Origin of the sequence: Polaromonas aquatica (assembly GCF_042659145.1) — a bacterium.
Lineage (GTDB): Bacteria > Pseudomonadota > Gammaproteobacteria > Burkholderiales > Burkholderiaceae_C > Polaromonas > Polaromonas aquatica.
This window is the reverse complement of the sequence record NZ_JBHSRS010000002.1, coordinates 148984-164590: the sequence shown is the minus strand read 5'-3', so window position 1 is coordinate 164590 and position 15607 is coordinate 148984. Positions and strand designations below refer to the sequence as shown.

The following is a 15607-nucleotide window of genomic DNA, read 5'->3' as shown; positions in this document are numbered from 1 at the left end:
CATACCGAGGCACTTGCAGGTCTGCGGCACGCACACCTCGCTTAACACCAGGAGTTCATTATGAGCACTTTTGATCGCAGGCAATTCATGCAGCTGGCCGGTGTAGGGGGTGTCGTTTTTGTCAGCGGGCTCGGCAAGCCGGCGCTGGCCGCTGACACGACGAGCGGATCGGCCTCCGAGGACTTCTTTTTCGTCCAGCTTTCCGATTGCCATTGGGGCTTCGAGGGCCCGCCCAACCCCGACGCCAGGGGCACGCTGCCCAAGGCCGTTGCGGCAGTCAATGCGCTTGCGCAAGCCCCTGATTTTGTGATCTTCACCGGCGACCTCACCCACACCACGGATGACCCCCAGGAGCGCCGCAAGCGCCTGAAGGAATTCCGGGATATTGCGGCCGGGCTGCAGGTCAAGACCGTGCGGTTCATCCCCGGCGAGCACGATGCTGCACTCGACAAGGGCAAGGCCTTCAAGGAGTTCTTTGGCGCCATGAACTACACCTTCGACCACAAGGGCGTGCACTTCATCGTGCTCGACAACGTCAGCGATCCCGGCGCCCAGCTAGGGGACGAACAACTGGCCTGGCTGGCCGACGACCTGAAGAAACAGGCCCAGGACGCACGCATCGTCGTCTTCGCGCACCGCCCGCTGTTCGACCTGTACCCGCAATGGGACTGGGCAACGAGGGACGGCGCCAGGGCCGTGGACCTGCTGATGCCCCACGCCAACGTGACGGTGTTTTACGGCCACATCCACCAGGAACACCACCACATGACAGGACACATCGCGCACCATTCGGCAAAGTCACTGATCTTCGCGCTGCCCGTGGCGGGCTCGCAGCCCAAACGCACACCCCTGCCCTGGGACCCTGCGCAGCCTTACCGTGGTCTCGGGTTTCGCGAGGTTACGGCCGAAACAAAGGCAGCAGAGTACCTGATTGTCGAATTACCTGTCCAGAAAGCCTGAAGCCATGGCCCTCGATCCAAACAGACGCGCGCTTATGGGAGCGGCCGGGGCGCTGGCCCTGGGTTCGATGCTGGCCTTCGCACAGGACAAACCAACGGCGCGGGTAATCAAGGTGGTTGCGAAAAAGTTTGAGTTTGTGCCAGGCGAGATTCATGTGAAGAAGGGGGAGACCGTCATTCTGCAGTTCACAGCGCCTGAAGTGCCCATGGGTTTTAACCTTGCCGACTTCGGCATACGCACGGACATTGTTCCGGGCAAGGTCACAACGCTGCAGCTTACGCCGGCCAGGGCCGGCAGCTTCATCTTTGCATGCGATGTGTTCTGCGGCAGTGGACACGAAGACATGAGCGGCACGCTGGTCGTGTCCGATTGAATGCACTGTGTCCAACCATTCATGAGGGGATGGCCAGCGGACTTCACAAGGGCTTCAAACCTGCGACAGTGAACCGCCAAGCCGCCCACCATGTCTGCCGCACCCCAAAAAACAAAAGGACCTGGCCGTAAGGCCAGGTCCTTGAATCGATTGGTGGGTTCTGCGAGATTCGAACTCGCGACCTACGGATTAAGAGACAGTGAATGCTCGTGAATTTTCCTGAGTAAAATTTTCAATAAACTCATATAAATCAATATGTTACGCACCTTGATCTAGTCGCAAACCTGGTCATCGATTTCCAAGTGTGCCGTAGTTTTCCTGCCTTTTCCTGCGTATTTGAGACACGTTTTGGGCACACAAGAATTGGGCGCTATGAACATGGTTTTTGCAACTCACGAAAACCGTTTCCGGTTCTTTGCACGAAACACTGGCCCGGTCGCACAAGGCCACATAAAATCCGGGCACGGTTATAGAAAAGACCTGACCGTCTTTTTCGCGATGAGTTTGTAGGCCCTCTCGCGGTTCAACGCCCGATTTCGTCACGGGCAACTTCTGGGGCTTCCGCCGTTGGCGGTCATCAATAGCTGACTACATCCCTGTCAGACAAAGAACCGAGGCTTGTATACCCTTGCTGTGCGCAATATTGCACGGCGCAACCTCGACATCTTATGACTCAGACCATTGACCCATCCGACGACGGTGAAATCACCCAAGGAACCACCGCTCCCTTCTTCCAATGCAGCACAAATGAACTGTTTCGCATCGGGCAGTTGCATGGCAGCGCGAACGACGCCGCCGCATATCTTGTCCTCTGCGGAGGGGTGAATGAGCGTCACGACGTTCGCGGCACCACCCACGGCGCGAAGAGCATCAGCACCACAACTGAAATCACCTACAGGGATGCAGAGCATTCCATTGCATGGCTTGAGAAGCACAACTTCATCGTGAGGCCGGAAGTCGCGGGCGATGCCCCGACTCCGCAGCGTCGCAACAAAACGCAAGTCCAATGGGTCATTACCGACCAAAACCCGAACGTAGCCTTCAGCCAGCAGCTTCTGCGGGGCGTCAGGGCGGGGGCTAAAAGGCCGTTGGTTGCGTTTTTCGAGCGTACCCGTGGCAACGATGACATCTCTACTGTTGAAGCGCGCCTTGATGCCTTGGTGTTGTACGGTTTCCTGATGAGGGACATGGATTACGCCGCATGGGGTGGTGTCAATCCGGCTGCGTGGTCAAACCGATTTGTCCGGGTCGAGGAATCCGAAGACCTCACCCCTCCTGAACTGCTCCTGGATGAGTCGGACCAAATCATGGTGACCATCTGCGAGGCGCCTTTGTCAAATACCTATCGGCATGTCGTGAATGAGGCGTTGGGCTACATCCCCGACGAAGATGCCCGACTGTCGAGGTTCTGGCACGCCCTTGACCAGTTGCGTGAATCCCAGCTCGTGTACAGGGTGTTGAATCTCTGGAAGGGTGACCCCTTGGGCACAGACCGTCCGCGCCATGCAGAGCCGTTGGCGACCTTGTATGTCAACGATGCTTGGGCGCAGAGGGTAGACCCTTCAGTTCAGGCTGATGTGAACCGTGCTGCTTGGCGGCATTACAGCGAATTCAAGGAATTCGAGTTCGACAGTGATGGCGTCATGAACGAGGCACTGGCGGGCCGTTATCGGTACATCGTTAAAGCCGGAACACAGGACCGATATACAGTTTTGGCCCAGCTTCGCACACGGTACTGGCCCGCCAACAAGCCCACGGTTAAAGGGCGTGACGAGGAAAAGAAGCGGACATTGGCCTGGCAGAAGAAGATGCAAGCGCTCAAACCGGGCTGAAACCCGCGCCAGCATTGGTTCGCAATTTGAATGCCGCGCCCAGCAACGCTTGTCGGTCGTTTTGTTGCCATCAAGTATTCAAGTGTTCACAGTATTCAAGAGTTGAAGGGACAGGTAAGAGCATTTGCAATGCTCCCTCGTCGGCTTTTGGAAAGACATGAATATCAATGCTACTGGACAACAACCGCAGTCAAGCGTGCCTTGGCCGACCTCTGAATTTCTCCAGATTAGACGGCGTCAGGCCCCTGCGCAAAGGGCTGAAAGATGAAAGTCACGCGCTTGTTATCGTCGCCCTTGATTTCGGTAGCGCGCTTCTTGGCGTGCACATAGTTAGCCAGTTCTGACAGCATCCGCCCGCGAAGCTCCACTGGGTTGCGCTCGTCTTTTGCAATTACCACCATGCCTGCCACCGGGTCACATTCAAGTGTTGCAAGCAGTTCGGCAATCTCCTGAGTAGCACGATTCGGGGTGCCTTTTTGCCGTCCGCCAGTTTTACGTCCTGCTGCCAAGCTGTCACCCGTATGTTGCGATGCTGCAATTTTAGTTATTGAACGTTAGTTTTCTTTAGGCTTTGGGGGTTGTCGCCGTGTCAACTGATTGTGCGGGGAGGATGCCCCGTGCGAGCTTCATTTCAATGGACTCATCCATTGGATTTCCAAAACTCACAATCCAAGCATGGTCAGGGTTGTCCTGGATGCGGGGCGATGAGTCTGCCTCGAATAAAAGACCAACTTTCACATGATTCCAGAGCACACCCTTCAGGTAATCGGATTCCAATCTGATTCGTTGTCTTGCGCCAGCCAATCGCAACTTTTTCGCTACCCCTTCGCTCTCGCTGAAAGGATTGGTCGCGTGCAGGTGCTGACCTGCAGTGTCGTGAATCTCAAGAAATCTTTCCAAGTTGGCAATCTCTGGTCCCTGAACAAAATGCTTCGTACCGTCTGGCTGCAACACCATATTGCCCAATGATTTGGGCAAAAAATGGGGGCTTATTTGCGACAGATTTAGTAGCACCTTGGCTGGCTTGCTATCGACGCGGTAATCGGGGTTGCTTTTAGCCTCTCGACGCAACGCGGCATAGCGTTCTTCGTCTGCAGCAACAGCCGAAAACGCAACAAGTTCCACAATCTGCCGCAGTTGCAACCAGCAGAATTCGTCATCGAGGCTGACAGACAGCGTGCGGGGCTTTTTTGCCCCAAGAATCCTGTCGATTGCCACCAGCCGGTGTTTCGCTTCAATCATGTGGGCGCGGTAAAGCTCTGGCGAAACTGAATTCATATAGTGCCCCCTACCTCGCCGCTAGGTTCTGCACTGTGCATGTGCGCTGGCCGCTCGGCCACCCGACTACACCACCTGTTGGAACACCATGCCGATTGTTGGGGCATAGCGGATACCGTTCAGGGCTGGGCGGCGAATGAGGTGATTAACTGCCTCATCGGATTGAAAGACACATGTGACAAGTCAAAGGTTCCGGCGTTAGTGGCCTCGCCAATCTTCAATCCCGCCACATCAGCCAGTGACAGAAACGAATGAACCCAAGCCTTCGACCAGCGCGATGTCAGTGGCATCGCCTGCATGCCCGCACAACCTAAAAAATTGTTAACACATTGTGCGTGTGGCATTCCTGCAAGAGACTGCATCAACAAATCCTCAAGACAACCCTCTGTGTTGTGGGCTGGGACGGTTGAGTACATTACCTGAAACTCCCCACCAGACAACACTTCTGGCCCATCTGGGACAGGAAGACCCAAGCTCTTTAAGGCATCGCGGATACTTTGCTGGCGGCCTGCTGGGTCAAGGTCGCTATCAAGAAGAATGCAGAGGCGCTTAACGTCCGAGAACCCGGCAGTTTTCGTAACAACACCCAGCTTTTTAGCAAGCGTACTCACGCCTTGGATTTGGTGAATTTGCACTGTCTCAATCTGCAGTTGCTCAAGCAAGCAGATTAGGAAGCCCACCTCGTCTCTGCCTTCCACAATGATTAGGTGGGGTTTGTGAAACCTCACCGGCACAGCAAGCTCAGCCATTACCGAACCTCAAGCCCAGAAGCCAGTGCTAGGTCAATGTCAGTGGCGTCATAAGTGAAGGAGTTGACCTCGTTGTCTTTCAGGTTACGTTCCATCCTGATCAGACTCAAATCCTTCTCGTCGCTAGTCTGTTGGACCGACCGCAATGCACCGCGCACGCAATCATCGCTATGGGTAGTAGCTACGACCTGAACATCGAACATCTTGCACGCTTTCATAACCGTGGCCCAGAACGACTTCATCACGCTGTGATGTAGTCCAGTATCGACGTCATCTACAAGGACAACTCCACCGCCTTTTGCGCTGGCAATGGCCATCACCAAACCAGTTATTCTGGATACGCCGTCACCCATCATGGCGAGCGGCAGAAGCGTACGTCCCGGCAGTCCGATGTCTCCATGCAACATTGGTTCGCCATTGAAGACCAATTCAAGTGACCGAAGCCGAGGCTCAATTTCCTTCAGTGCCTCCACTAGAAAGGGCACATGCCCTCCGTACTGCAATCTAGCAAACTGCGTTGCATATTCTTCCGCATTCTCCCGGTGATACGGAGACATGAAACGCGACAAGCTGTCTACCATTGGTAGCTGCGGATAGATGATTTGCTGGTTGTTCTCGTAATACAGATAGTGAATGTTGGACTTAGGCTTCTTGATTTTTGCTTTTGGAGGCGATGCCTTTGATGACGGACCGCTCCATTTGATTGGTTCGGCTGTGCTGGCAGAGCGTTTTGCATCTGACGTCTCCAGCTTAAGTATTTTTGAAGTCAGGCCTTCAGCGGAATAAGGCACTGACCTCATGTGCCAACCCAAACCATCCATTTCAGCCACGGATTTAACAGTCGATAACTGCATCGACCTCAGAACATACTGCTTGTCATCAACCCTAACTTCTCCGGCGAGACGAATGGGTTGACTGTCGTCGTAGGAGTTAAAGGCGGACAGCCAAGGCGTATCCGTGCCGTTGTACATGTCTACCTTAACCTTGCTCACGCCGCGCAAGGCGTTGAGCACAAGTAGTAAGCTCGGGTTGTTGTGGCCGGTATGAACAAACATCGCCTCCAACGCAGTGGTTTTGCCGGCATTGTTTTTGCCCGTCAAAAGGGTCACCCTTTGCATGCCATTTATTTCGCACTTGGAAAGACCGCGAAAACGCAAAATGGAGAAGGATTTATACATTGGATGGTCTCGATGGCAAGGCAGCGTTACTTGTAACAGAGAATAACATTGGCTGCCACATGGGATTCCCAGTACGTCGCGCCCGGTCGATTCTCATGAGCCAGTACCAGCGCAATGCCAGATGCGCTTTTACGTGGACGGGGCACAGCTCAAAGAGCCACCTCAGCTTGCCCAGCGTTGCCTCCGGGCATGACTGCAGACGAATAGCACGCTGGTCGGGGGGCAAGAGGATGCCCCCGTGACAAGACTGTTCAAGCGCCAAGAACAGCCAGTTCTGATAAATGAAGTCTTCCCATTCGCACCAGTGGTCCTCAAATTTCGGGTCGTTGTCGGCCATTGCCCGGTAGAGATCTAGTTCTTCAGGCCAGTCAACTGCGTCCACCGTTGAAAGGTCGTCCTGGCTGAACTCGTACCGCTCCACTTCCTCATCCCAATCCTTGCCGCTGCGGAGCGGCTGCGCCAGTGTGTTCATGTTCCAGCCTCCTGTACCGGATTTGACAACACCCGAGCGGTCGTGTCACGCTAAAAAAGGCGGCGCGTGCCGTCGCACAAGCAGGAGACCAGCATGGAGACACAGACGCCGACCATTCGGGCAGTCACCGCCGCCGCCCTTCAGATGGCACAGAAAACATTGACCAGCGGGGCACCCCCAGCCTCTAAGACTATGCAGAAAGCGCTTGCAGATGTGTGCGTGTTGCTTGAGGCACGGGCAGGGAGAGACCCAGGGATTGCCGCCTTGGTAGGCGTAGTCAAGCGTGTGTTGGCGGGGGAACGGGGAGGCTCATAGCCCCCGGGGTTGAGCGCACGGGCCAGCCATACCCCCCACCGCCCGCATTAGGCAATCACGCGCTGTGTGTGCATCAATTAAAAAGAGCCGGGGCGAAACCCGGGCTCCTTTTTTTTAAGAAGCGCATGCACCCGGGCGAGTGAATACGCGCACGACTTCATGCCTGCGCGTGCATTGCTGGAGGCCGAACCGACCGTCAACCGGATATTTAATCTGGACGAACACCACATGGATATTGGGTTTCCGGGGGCCGTGTGCCATCAGTGTGTCAATGCTGTGCCATAAATGTGTCGAGGCAAGGTCACCGGCATAGTTCGTCCGGATTTGACGGCACAACCGCCACAGACAACAATACAAACGCGACTAGACCAAGGCAAGCGTAGCTCAACCCGAAAGGAAAAGCTATGTCTCTGTATCGAAGGACCAAGGCCGCGAAGAAAGCGGCTGCGAAAACGTGGTGGGTGGATTTCACCGATGCAAACGGCAAGCGTCACAGGGTGTCTACGGGAACCGACAACCGGCAGCTTGCGTCGGAGTTCGAAGCCAAATACCGCGCCGAGATTTTCAAGGCGCAGGTTTTGGGCGAAAAAGGCGCTGACCCGTTTCCGCTTGCAATTGAGCGATTCCTGGACGAGAAGAAACGAAAGGATGTGCACGTAGAGTACGAACGGCAACTGGAGTGGTGGGACCAGCAGTTCAAGCTGGCCCTGAAAACCGAAGTTGTCAGGATGAAGAAAATCGACAAGGCGCTGATTCTGAAGGTGATAGCCATCAAGGCGAAGACCGCGACGGACGCCACATGCAACCGTTATTTAAGTGCGCTCCGGGCCTGTCTGAGGCTGGCACACAAAAAATACGACATGCTGGCGGAGGTCCCGGCCTTCTTCATGAAGGAGGAGCCTAAGGGCCGTGTACGCTGGATAACACCCGAAGAGGTGCAGGCGCTCATCAACGAGCTGCCACAGCATTTGCGGTCACCATGCGTCATTGCGCTGACGACAGGCCTTCGCCGGTCTGTTGTGTGTCTGTTGCAATGGAGTCAGATTGACCTTGACGCGATGACCCTGACGGTCAGCGCCGAGGACATGAAGAACGAAGAGCATCACGTGGTCCCCCTGCCCGACCTTGCAATGCAGGTCTTGCGGGCTGAAGTGGGGAAGCATGCAGAGCGGGTCTGGACCTTTCGAGGCAAACCGTTTGACTGCTTCGCTCACCGGACCTGGAAGAAGGCCAAGGAGCGGGCTGGCATTGAAGATTTCAGGTGGCACGACTTGCGGCATACCTGGGCAACAATGCTGACCCAATCAGGGGCCTCTGACGGGGTTCTACAGATGCTAGGTTGCTGGAAGTCTGTGCAGATGGTCAGGAAGTATGCCCATCACAACGTGGCCTCCGTAAGGCCCACTGCAGCGCTTGTCGATGGTAAATTGGGAGGCGTGTCCCTGAGCTTGGTGAAGCCGACTTACCCGGTCGGAGGACCCAAGAAAAGAGACCCAGAAGTGTTGGTGGCATGAAGTGCGGCACAAATCCGGCACAGGCCCTAAAAAAAGAAAGACTTGCTACCGTTTTGATAGCAAGTCCTCTAGTGCCAGTAAGGCATGTATGGTGGGTTCTGCGAGATTCGAACTCGCGACCTACGGATTAAGAGTCCGCTGCTCTACCAGCTGAGCTAAGAACCCAATGAAAAAGCGTCTGATATGAAATCAGACGCTTCCATTATTGGTGGGGCCTGCGGGGGTCGAACCCACGACAAACGGATTAAAAGTCCGCTGCTCTACCAACTGAGCTAAGGCCCCGAGGCATATCGCTTGATATTCCCGGTTGAACCACACAGTAGTGCAGAACAGCCTCAAATTATAGCGTTATTTTTAGGGGCTTCGCAAAGCTCATTCAGCAATTTTTCCAAGTACCCAACCTGCAGCGCAAATACCGAAGGTGGACGTGACGCTGACGACAGACCCGTAACCGTGGCAGTTGAGGCTGCCGTCGCTTTGAGCTTCGAGGACCGCGTTGTCAGCGGACGCGTCACTTTCCACGGCAGCAGCCGCTACCGGCTGCATCACGGCTTCGCGGCTGAACACGCAGGTCACACCGATTTTTCCCTGCCGCGCTGCACCCTGCTCCTTGCGCAGGCGGTAACGCAACTGGGCCAGCAGGGGGTCGTGCGTCGTGAGGGACAAATCGTCTATGTCAACCTTATGCGCATGGCGCTTGCCGCCGGCAGCGCCTACGCTGATGAAGTTTATTTTCTGCGGCCCCTTGTGCCTCGCGTTGTGCCGAAGCATCCAGGCCGCCATGGCTGTCTTGGCCCTGACCTGGTCGCAGGCGTCAATGATTGAAACGGACGACTCCGCGGCCAGGTCCAGCCCCGCAATGGCGGGCCAGTTGGCGGCATCAACAAACTCTTCAACACAGCGCACATCGCATGCAGGGTTGATGTGGGTAATGCGTTCGCGCATGGCCTGGACCTTGGCCTGGCCCAGCGTGTTGTCCAGCGCATGAATCTGGCGGTTGATATTCGACTCGGCGATATGGTCCAGGTCAATCAGGGTCAGGCGGGCCGCGCCGCTGCGTGCCAATGCCTCCGCGGCCCAGGAGCCCACGCCACCTAGGCCAACCACAACCACATGGGCAGCACGAATATTCTGCGCGCCCTGCGCGCCATAGAGTCGCGCCAGCCCTCCAAAGCGGCGTTCAAGATCAGCCGTATCCATTTCTGCAACGCCGGTCATTGGCAGTTTCCCGGCGGGCCACCCCAAAGGGAATCAACCCCCTCGGGAAGCACAAAGCTGCATGCCATCAATGCCAACGTGAAGGCCATCAAATGCTGCGCTCAAGGCGCCATACCTGGTATTTGAGGGATGCAACACAGCCAGCCAGGATGGCGGCAACAGCCACGATGCTGGTAGCACTCAGGGTTGATATGCCTGACAGGCCCTGACCTATGGTGCAACCCATGGCGCATACGCCGCCCACACCCATCAGCACTGCGCCGACCAGATGGTTGGCGGTATCTTCTGCATCACGAAAGCCTTCCCATCGGAAGCTGCGCGTAGCCACGGAATAGATGGCAGAGCCGACCACCACGCCAAACACGGACACGATACCGATGGTGAGCAGTTTGCTTTTGTCGCTGAAAAACATGAACCAGTCTATGGTGTAAGCCACTGGCGACACAAAACTCAAGGCCTCGGCCCGGCCGGAATTGGTGGCCAGAAAAGCCTCCTGCAAAGTCTCGGGGTGCTCGGCCACATAAGCCAGGTGCCCGCTGACCCACCACATGCCCACAATCACCGCGCCTATGCCCAGGCCAGCCAGCAGGTTGTCAACGCGCAAAAAATCCCGCCCGGCAAGCGCCCACACCATCAACCCCAAGCCCAATACCAGGGCTAAAACAAGGCCTGCGGCCACCGGGGAAACGCCCGCAGCGGCAGCCAGCCAGTTCGGCAGGCTTGCATTGCTGGCGAAGTCAACAGCAACGCGGTCCACGGTGGCAACCCGTACGACGGCCGTTATGCCTTTAAGCGTTGCAAACGCGGCCACGCCCATGACCACAAACACAACCACTGACTTGAGGCTGCCGCCGCCTATGCGAACCAGTGTCTTGCTGCCGCAGCCGGAGGCCAGCACCATTCCAAAGCCAAACAGGAAACCGCCCACCAGCGCCGACAGCCAGATAAACCGGCCTGAGGCGTAAAGTGTTTTGGAGGCGTCAATCAGGCCGGCGGCGGCCATGAAATAAAAGCCGATCATGGCCACGCCAATGGCCATGCCCCACATTCGCATGCGGGTCCAGTCGCCCATGTTGACGATGTCGCTGACAGCACCCATGGTGCAGAAGTGTGTGCGTTGCGCAATGGCGCCAAACAGCACGGCAAGAATGAAAGCGGCCCACAGCACCTGGGTGGTGAGCGCATTGAGTGCAGAGATATCCATGCCTCAATTTTAAGTGGGAATAAAAAAACTGCCTTCCGCGTGCATCACCCGCGGAAGGCAGTTTTTAAAAGACCGCGGTTACTTGAGCTTGCCCAGGCGATCCTTGGCCACCGAGGCAGCCTCGGACTGCGGATAGACCTTGATGAGGTCTTCAAGCGTTTTGCGGGCGCCCTTGGTGTCCTTCAGCTCAACCTGGCAATTGGCAATGGACAGGGCCGCTTCCGGCGCGCGCAGGTGGTCCGGCGCCAGGGACAACACCGACTTGAAGTTGATGATGGCTTCCTTGTAGCTGCGCAGGGCATACTGGGCATTGCCCAGCCAGAACAGCGCGGAGGGCTTGTAGCCGCTGTCAGGATTGCGCTTGATGAAGTCCAGGAAGGCCGCCTGGGCAGGTGCGAATTCGCCCTTGCGCAAGATGGCCAATGCAGCCTCGTAGTCGCGCGTTTCCTCGGGCTTGGCTACAAATTCCTTGCCATCTACCGTGATTTTGGAAGGTTCAAACTTTCGCAAGCGGTCATCAACACCCTGTGCCATGTCCTTCTGTTTGCGCTGTATCTCGGCCACATCGCGGGCAAGCTGCTCGTCCTGGCCGCGAAGCTTGGCCATGTCGCTGCGCAGGACTTCAATCTGGTTGGAGAGATCCAGCAGGCTGCGACGCAACTGGGCATTGTCCTCTGTGGCCTTCTTCAGCTCGATCTGGGACGCATCGGACTTTTGCCGCAGTTCGAGAATGGCGCGACGGGCTTCATCGTCCTCAAACAAACCAGCCTGCGCATTCAAGGCCAGCAGAAAAACCGCGGAAAACCCCAGAACAGCGCGAAAGACTCGAGGTCGGTTCATGGTCATCATGCTTGATTTACTCGTCTGGCTTCAGGCAACTGGTTTTTAGGCAACATCAGCGGTAGTTGAATTCGGCACGACGATTTTTCGCGTAGGCATCTTCAGTCGAGCCGGAAACGGCGGGCTTTTCCTTCCCAAAACTCACAGCCTCGACCTGCGCATCGGTTACACCCAGGAGGCCCAGCGCGCGGCGAACAGCCTCGGCCCGCTTTTGCCCCAGCGCCAGGTTGTACTCGCGACCGCCACGTTCATCGGTGTGGCCTTCAATGGCCAGCTTGCGGGCCTTGTTGGCAGCCAGGTACTTGGCGTGGGCCTCGACCACGCTTTGGAACTCCGGCTTGATGACATAGCTGTCGTAGTCAAAATAAATGATTTTCGCAACCCCGACCGGGCCACCGGCCGCTGTATTGGCACCGGCGATTTCGACTGGAGCGACTGCCGTGGATGAAGCACCACCGGCTGGCGCAACGCTGGTCGCTGTGCGGTTCTCTACCGGCACATCGTCAAGCTTGACATTGGAGCCGCAGGCGACCAGCGCGGCCGACAAGGTGATGACGGAGAAGATCGAAAAAAGAATACGTTTCATGGATTACCCCTGCAAAACAAAATAAAAAGAAATCAGAATATGACTGTATTTGACAACAATGGATGTAGGCCGAGCGGCCAATCTGGCACGCTAGCGCGAAAAAGGCCCCCAATCCGGCTCACGGATGTCTCCGCTGGCACCGGACAGCCGGGCCTTTATTTTGCCGTCCAGCGTGGTGGTCATCAGCGCCTCGCGGCCTTGCTGCTGGGTTGCGTACACGATCAGACGGCTGTTGGGTGCAAAACTCGGGCTTTCGTCGGCGCTGGTATCGGTGATCTGAGTCACCGTGCCGCTGGCAAGTTCCATCACCTGCAATTTGAACGCACCGCCCACCCGCGAAACATAGGCCAGCCAGCGGCCATCCGGGCTTATCGCCGGCGAGATGTTGTAGCTGCCGTTAAAAGTCACGCGTTCGACGTTGCCACCACTGGCACCCATCCGGTAAATTTGCGGTGCACCGCCCCTGTCGCTGACAAAGTAGATGTATTTTCCGTCCGGCGAGAATGCCGGCTCGGTGTCAATGCTGGAAGACTGGGTCAGGCGGCGCGGCTCGCCACCATTGGCGTCAATGGCATAAAGCTGGGAGCCACCATCACGGCTGAGCGTAGCCACAATCTGCCGGCCATCGGGTGACCACGCAGGGGCGCTGTTGGAACCGCGGAAATTCGCCAGCAACCGGCGCTTGCCGCTTGCCACGTCGTGCGCATAGATGACCGGCTTGCGCGACTCGAAAGACACATAGGCCAGTTGCGCGCCATTCGGCGACCATGCGGGCGAAATGATCGGCTCCGGACTGGCCAGGGCCGACTGGGCATTTTCCCCATCCGAGTCCGCCACCCACAAGGTGAAGCGCTGGCCGGCCTTGGTGACATAGGCAATACGTGTTGAGAAAATGCCTTTTTCGCCTGTCAGTTTTTCATAGACAAAATCGGAAATCCGGTGTGCCGACAGGCGCAAATCGGCGGCCGTCACGGCATAACTCTGGCCGCCCAGGTCTTGGGCTCGCACAACGTCCCACAGCCTCATGCGAACATCAAACCGGCCATCTGCCAAGGGGGTGATGCTGCCCGTGACCAAAGAATCCGCGCCTTTTTGCCGCCACTGCGCGAGGTCCGGCCGCGTGCTTTCGTCGGCGGCCACCCCGGTCGTATCCACGGACCGGAACACCCCGCTACGTTCGAGGTCAGCCTTGACAATGGCGCCAACTTTTTGGGGTGCCTGCGCTTCACCGCGAAAAGTGGCAATGGCAATCGGCATTTGCGTCAGGCCCACACCAGCGACTTCTACCCTGAATTGCGCCAGCGCCGGGCCGGCGATTGGCAATGTGCTTGCTGCAAGCAGGCTGATGATGGTTCGGCGATGAAATGATGCAGGAATGCTCATAAGGCGAAAATTTTTAAAACCATTTGAAGGGGTTAATGTAATTGGGTAACCGTGACTGAAGTGTCATGACCGATTTCTATTTCTCTAAGGCCTTTGTCAGCCTGTACCAGTCTGGTTTTCATACGCTGCAAAACTTTTTGTTTGTTGACCGATTCCTGGTCACGCTGGCTTTCACGGTGCCACAGGTGGTAGACCTCCGTCGCCAGAAACCCGTTTTTACGCTGGATACCCTGGTGGCTAAGGCGCAGGACAAGGTCGGCATCTTCGTGACCCCAGCCCTCGAAAGTCTCATCAAATCCATTGACGGCAACAAAATCCTGGCGCCAGACGGCAAGGTTGCAGCTACGGATTCCGTGCCACTTGAAACCCTGTTTTACCCTGAATAGCGACCACGGCCAGTAAAGCATATGCAACAGTTTGTTGCTGTCGCCCTGCAGGCGGGCTTGCCACCAGAAGACTGCAGGCTGCCTGAGCAAATCGATTTCACCGTTGATCACACGGGCCGTCAAACGCTCGCTGAGCAACACCCGGCTGCCGTTCACAAAAAGCCCTTTTTCAGCAAGACGCGTCTGCGCCTTCACGAACCCTTTGTTGGGTACGCAGTCCCCATCCAGGAAAACCAGGTAATCGCCAGTTGAGAGATGGGCGCCGAGGTTGCGCGCTGCTGCTGCCGTGAAACCGGTATCTCGGTGCCATACATGGCGTACCGGGCATTCGAATGCGGGGCAGTTTTTATAAAGCAGGTCCACCTGCTGGGGGTTTGATCCGTCATCGGCGATCAGCACCTCATGGCCTGCCCCGCATTGCCCGGCCAGTGAACGCAGAACAGCCAGCAATGCATCCGTACGGTTATAGGTCAGAACAATAAAACTGATCTTCATCGGGACGAGCGCGGCTCCGAAACCGGTGCAGATTGCGCACTGGCCGGCTGCGCCAGCAACCAGAGCTTCAGGTAGCGGTAATAAGTGCCCTCCGCATTGGAGATGGCCAGCACCAGTCCCATGCGGCCATCAAGGAACCCCCGGCGAAGAACATAGGTACGAAAGAAGGCCCAGAACCCGTGTGCAATGGCCTTGCCCACAGACGCAGTCCTGCCTTTTTCAAGCAGTATCTGCGCTCCCGCCGTCGAATACCGGTTGGCCTTGTCCAGCACCGCTTCGAAATTTCGAAAACTCTCGTGCAACAGGGGTGATTCGAGTTGTCCAATCGGATGGGAGGTGATGACTCGCTCGTGGACAAGCTCATCCGAGAACATGGCGGCATTTCGTTTGAACAGCCGTGTGATCCGGTCCGGGTACCAGCCAGAGTGCCGCATGTACTGGCCGCAATAGCTGGACAGCCGCGGAAATCCATAGACCTCATAACCGGGGTTCTCCATTGCTGCCTGCATCTCGGCCTGCAATGCGGGCGTCACGCGTTCATCCGCGTCAATGGAGAGCACCCAGTCGGACCGGGCCAGTGCCAGCGCCCGATTTTTCTGCACACCGAAACCCTTCCAGTCCAGGTTTTCGCTGACTTCCGCCCCCAGCTTTCTGGCCAGATCCGGCGTGCCATCCGTGCTGCCGGAGTCCAGCACCACGATCTGGTCCGCAAACAAAACCGACTGCAGGCAGGCCTGGATGTTGTGCGCCTCATTTTTGGTAATCACAATGACAGACAAACTGGCCAACGATCGCCTTTCGCAGGTTACTTCCGAAGGGAAAAC

The 15607-nt window shown here is 56.6% G+C and carries 16 protein-coding genes and 2 tRNA genes; 4 read left to right on the top strand and 14 right to left on the bottom strand.

The genetic code is table 11. The features are described from left to right. Nucleotides 1-60: 60 nt before the first annotated feature. The 3 genes from ACFQND_RS01455 (at nt 61) to ACFQND_RS01445 (ending at nt 3165) form a co-directional block, all read left to right on the top strand. Nucleotides 61-960 carry a metallophosphoesterase family protein gene (locus ACFQND_RS01455; protein WP_371435517.1) on the top strand — a complete coding sequence of 300 codons (900 nt, stop codon included), beginning with the start codon at nt 61-63 and terminating at the stop codon, nt 958-960. Nucleotides 961-964: 4 nt separating this feature from the next. Next, nucleotides 965-1333: a cupredoxin domain-containing protein gene (locus ACFQND_RS01450; protein ID WP_371435516.1), complete on the top strand. Its 369-nt coding sequence runs from the start codon at nt 965-967 to the stop codon at nt 1331-1333. A gap of 668 nt (nt 1334-2001) precedes the next feature. Next, entirely contained in the window at nt 2002-3165 is a 1164-nt protein-coding gene (locus ACFQND_RS01445) for a hypothetical protein (protein ID WP_371435515.1), read from the top strand. 227 nt (nt 3166-3392) lie between these two features. On the opposite strand, the gene ACFQND_RS01440 is transcribed toward ACFQND_RS01445, so the two are convergent. From ACFQND_RS01440 to ACFQND_RS01420, 5 genes are all read right to left on the bottom strand, one after another. Continuing rightward, complete coding sequence (locus ACFQND_RS01440; RefSeq protein WP_371435514.1) at nt 3393-3674, bottom strand: hypothetical protein; 282 nt, start codon at nt 3672-3674, stop codon at nt 3393-3395. Nucleotides 3675-3729: 55 nt separating this feature from the next. Continuing rightward, entirely contained in the window at nt 3730-4443 is a 714-nt protein-coding gene (locus tag ACFQND_RS01435) for a hypothetical protein (RefSeq protein ID WP_371435513.1), read from the bottom strand. A gap of 119 nt (nt 4444-4562) precedes the next feature. Then, complete coding sequence (locus ACFQND_RS01430) at nt 4563-5192, bottom strand: DUF3226 domain-containing protein (protein WP_371435512.1); 630 nt, start codon at nt 5190-5192, stop codon at nt 4563-4565. Next, nucleotides 5192-6370 (bottom strand): AAA family ATPase, encoded by a 1179-nt coding sequence (locus ACFQND_RS01425; RefSeq protein ID WP_371435511.1) that lies wholly within the window; start codon nt 6368-6370, stop codon nt 5192-5194. The genes ACFQND_RS01430 and ACFQND_RS01425 overlap by 1 nt, the downstream gene beginning before the upstream one ends. Next, complete coding sequence (locus tag ACFQND_RS01420) at nt 6363-6842, bottom strand: hypothetical protein (protein ID WP_371435510.1); 480 nt, start codon at nt 6840-6842, stop codon at nt 6363-6365. The genes ACFQND_RS01425 and ACFQND_RS01420 overlap by 8 nt, the downstream gene beginning before the upstream one ends. A 719-nt stretch (nt 6843-7561) precedes the next feature. Between ACFQND_RS01420 and ACFQND_RS01415 the strand changes: the two genes are divergently transcribed. After that, nucleotides 7562-8671, top strand: a complete 1110-nt coding sequence (locus tag ACFQND_RS01415; protein WP_371435509.1) for a tyrosine-type recombinase/integrase — start codon at nt 7562-7564, stop codon at nt 8669-8671. A gap of 89 nt (nt 8672-8760) precedes the next feature. On the opposite strand, the gene ACFQND_RS01410 is transcribed toward ACFQND_RS01415, so the two are convergent. The 9 genes from ACFQND_RS01410 to ACFQND_RS01370 all read right to left on the bottom strand — a co-directional run bounded on the left by ACFQND_RS01410 (nt 8761) and on the right by ACFQND_RS01370 (nt 15571). Continuing rightward, nucleotides 8761-8836 (bottom strand) — tRNA-Lys (locus ACFQND_RS01410). 41 nt (nt 8837-8877) lie between these two features. Then, nucleotides 8878-8953, bottom strand: a tRNA-Lys gene (locus tag ACFQND_RS01405). A gap of 90 nt (nt 8954-9043) precedes the next feature. Continuing rightward, on the bottom strand, nt 9044-9889 hold the full coding sequence (locus tag ACFQND_RS01400) for a tRNA threonylcarbamoyladenosine dehydratase (protein ID WP_371435508.1): 846 nt from the start codon (nt 9887-9889) through the stop codon (nt 9044-9046). An 88-nt stretch (nt 9890-9977) separates the two neighbouring features. Beyond that, entirely contained in the window at nt 9978-11093 is a 1116-nt protein-coding gene (locus tag ACFQND_RS01395; RefSeq protein WP_371435507.1) for a YeeE/YedE family protein, read from the bottom strand. 78 nt (nt 11094-11171) lie between these two features. Beyond that, nucleotides 11172-11933 carry a tol-pal system protein YbgF gene (ybgF, locus tag ACFQND_RS01390; RefSeq protein WP_371435506.1) on the bottom strand — a complete coding sequence of 254 codons (762 nt, stop codon included), beginning with the start codon at nt 11931-11933 and terminating at the stop codon, nt 11172-11174. Nucleotides 11934-11988: 55 nt separating this feature from the next. Beyond that, nucleotides 11989-12519, bottom strand: a complete 531-nt coding sequence (gene pal, locus ACFQND_RS01385; protein WP_371435505.1) for a peptidoglycan-associated lipoprotein Pal — start codon at nt 12517-12519, stop codon at nt 11989-11991. Between the two features lie 90 nt (nt 12520-12609). Further along, nucleotides 12610-13902 carry a Tol-Pal system beta propeller repeat protein TolB gene (tolB, locus tag ACFQND_RS01380; protein ID WP_371435504.1) on the bottom strand — a complete coding sequence of 431 codons (1293 nt, stop codon included), beginning with the start codon at nt 13900-13902 and terminating at the stop codon, nt 12610-12612. A 32-nt stretch (nt 13903-13934) separates the two neighbouring features. Next, nucleotides 13935-14783 carry a glycosyltransferase family 2 protein gene (locus ACFQND_RS01375; RefSeq protein ID WP_371435503.1) on the bottom strand — a complete coding sequence of 283 codons (849 nt, stop codon included), beginning with the start codon at nt 14781-14783 and terminating at the stop codon, nt 13935-13937. Then, entirely contained in the window at nt 14780-15571 is a 792-nt protein-coding gene (locus ACFQND_RS01370) for a glycosyltransferase family 2 protein (protein ID WP_371435502.1), read from the bottom strand. The genes ACFQND_RS01375 and ACFQND_RS01370 overlap by 4 nt, the downstream gene beginning before the upstream one ends. Nucleotides 15572-15607 lie beyond the last annotated feature (36 nt).

Bases quoted from the DNA above. Each gene is read 5' to 3' on its own strand.
- ACFQND_RS01455 (WP_371435517.1), top strand. From the start codon at position 61: ATGAGCACTTTTGATCGCAGGCAATTCATGCAGCTGGCCGGTGTAGGG.
- ACFQND_RS01450 (WP_371435516.1), top strand. From the start codon at position 965: ATGGCCCTCGATCCAAACAGACGCGCGCTTATGGGAGCGGCCGGGGCG.
- ACFQND_RS01445 (WP_371435515.1), top strand. From the start codon at position 2,002: ATGACTCAGACCATTGACCCATCCGACGACGGTGAAATCACCCAAGGA.
- ACFQND_RS01435 (WP_371435513.1), bottom strand. From the start codon at position 4,443: ATGAATTCAGTTTCGCCAGAGCTTTACCGCGCCCACATGATTGAAGCG.
- ACFQND_RS01430 (WP_371435512.1), bottom strand. From the start codon at position 5,192: ATGGCTGAGCTTGCTGTGCCGGTGAGGTTTCACAAACCCCACCTAATC.
- ACFQND_RS01425 (WP_371435511.1), bottom strand. From the start codon at position 6,370: ATGTATAAATCCTTCTCCATTTTGCGTTTTCGCGGTCTTTCCAAGTGC.
- ACFQND_RS01420 (WP_371435510.1), bottom strand. From the start codon at position 6,842: ATGAACACACTGGCGCAGCCGCTCCGCAGCGGCAAGGATTGGGATGAG.
- ACFQND_RS01415 (WP_371435509.1), top strand. From the start codon at position 7,562: ATGTCTCTGTATCGAAGGACCAAGGCCGCGAAGAAAGCGGCTGCGAAA.
- ACFQND_RS01400 (WP_371435508.1), bottom strand. From the start codon at position 9,889: ATGACCGGCGTTGCAGAAATGGATACGGCTGATCTTGAACGCCGCTTT.
- ACFQND_RS01395 (WP_371435507.1), bottom strand. From the start codon at position 11,093: ATGGATATCTCTGCACTCAATGCGCTCACCACCCAGGTGCTGTGGGCC.
- ybgF (WP_371435506.1), bottom strand. From the start codon at position 11,933: ATGAACCGACCTCGAGTCTTTCGCGCTGTTCTGGGGTTTTCCGCGGTT.
- pal (WP_371435505.1), bottom strand. From the start codon at position 12,519: ATGAAACGTATTCTTTTTTCGATCTTCTCCGTCATCACCTTGTCGGCC.
- tolB (WP_371435504.1), bottom strand. From the start codon at position 13,902: ATGAGCATTCCTGCATCATTTCATCGCCGAACCATCATCAGCCTGCTT.
- ACFQND_RS01375 (WP_371435503.1), bottom strand. From the start codon at position 14,783: ATGAAGATCAGTTTTATTGTTCTGACCTATAACCGTACGGATGCATTG.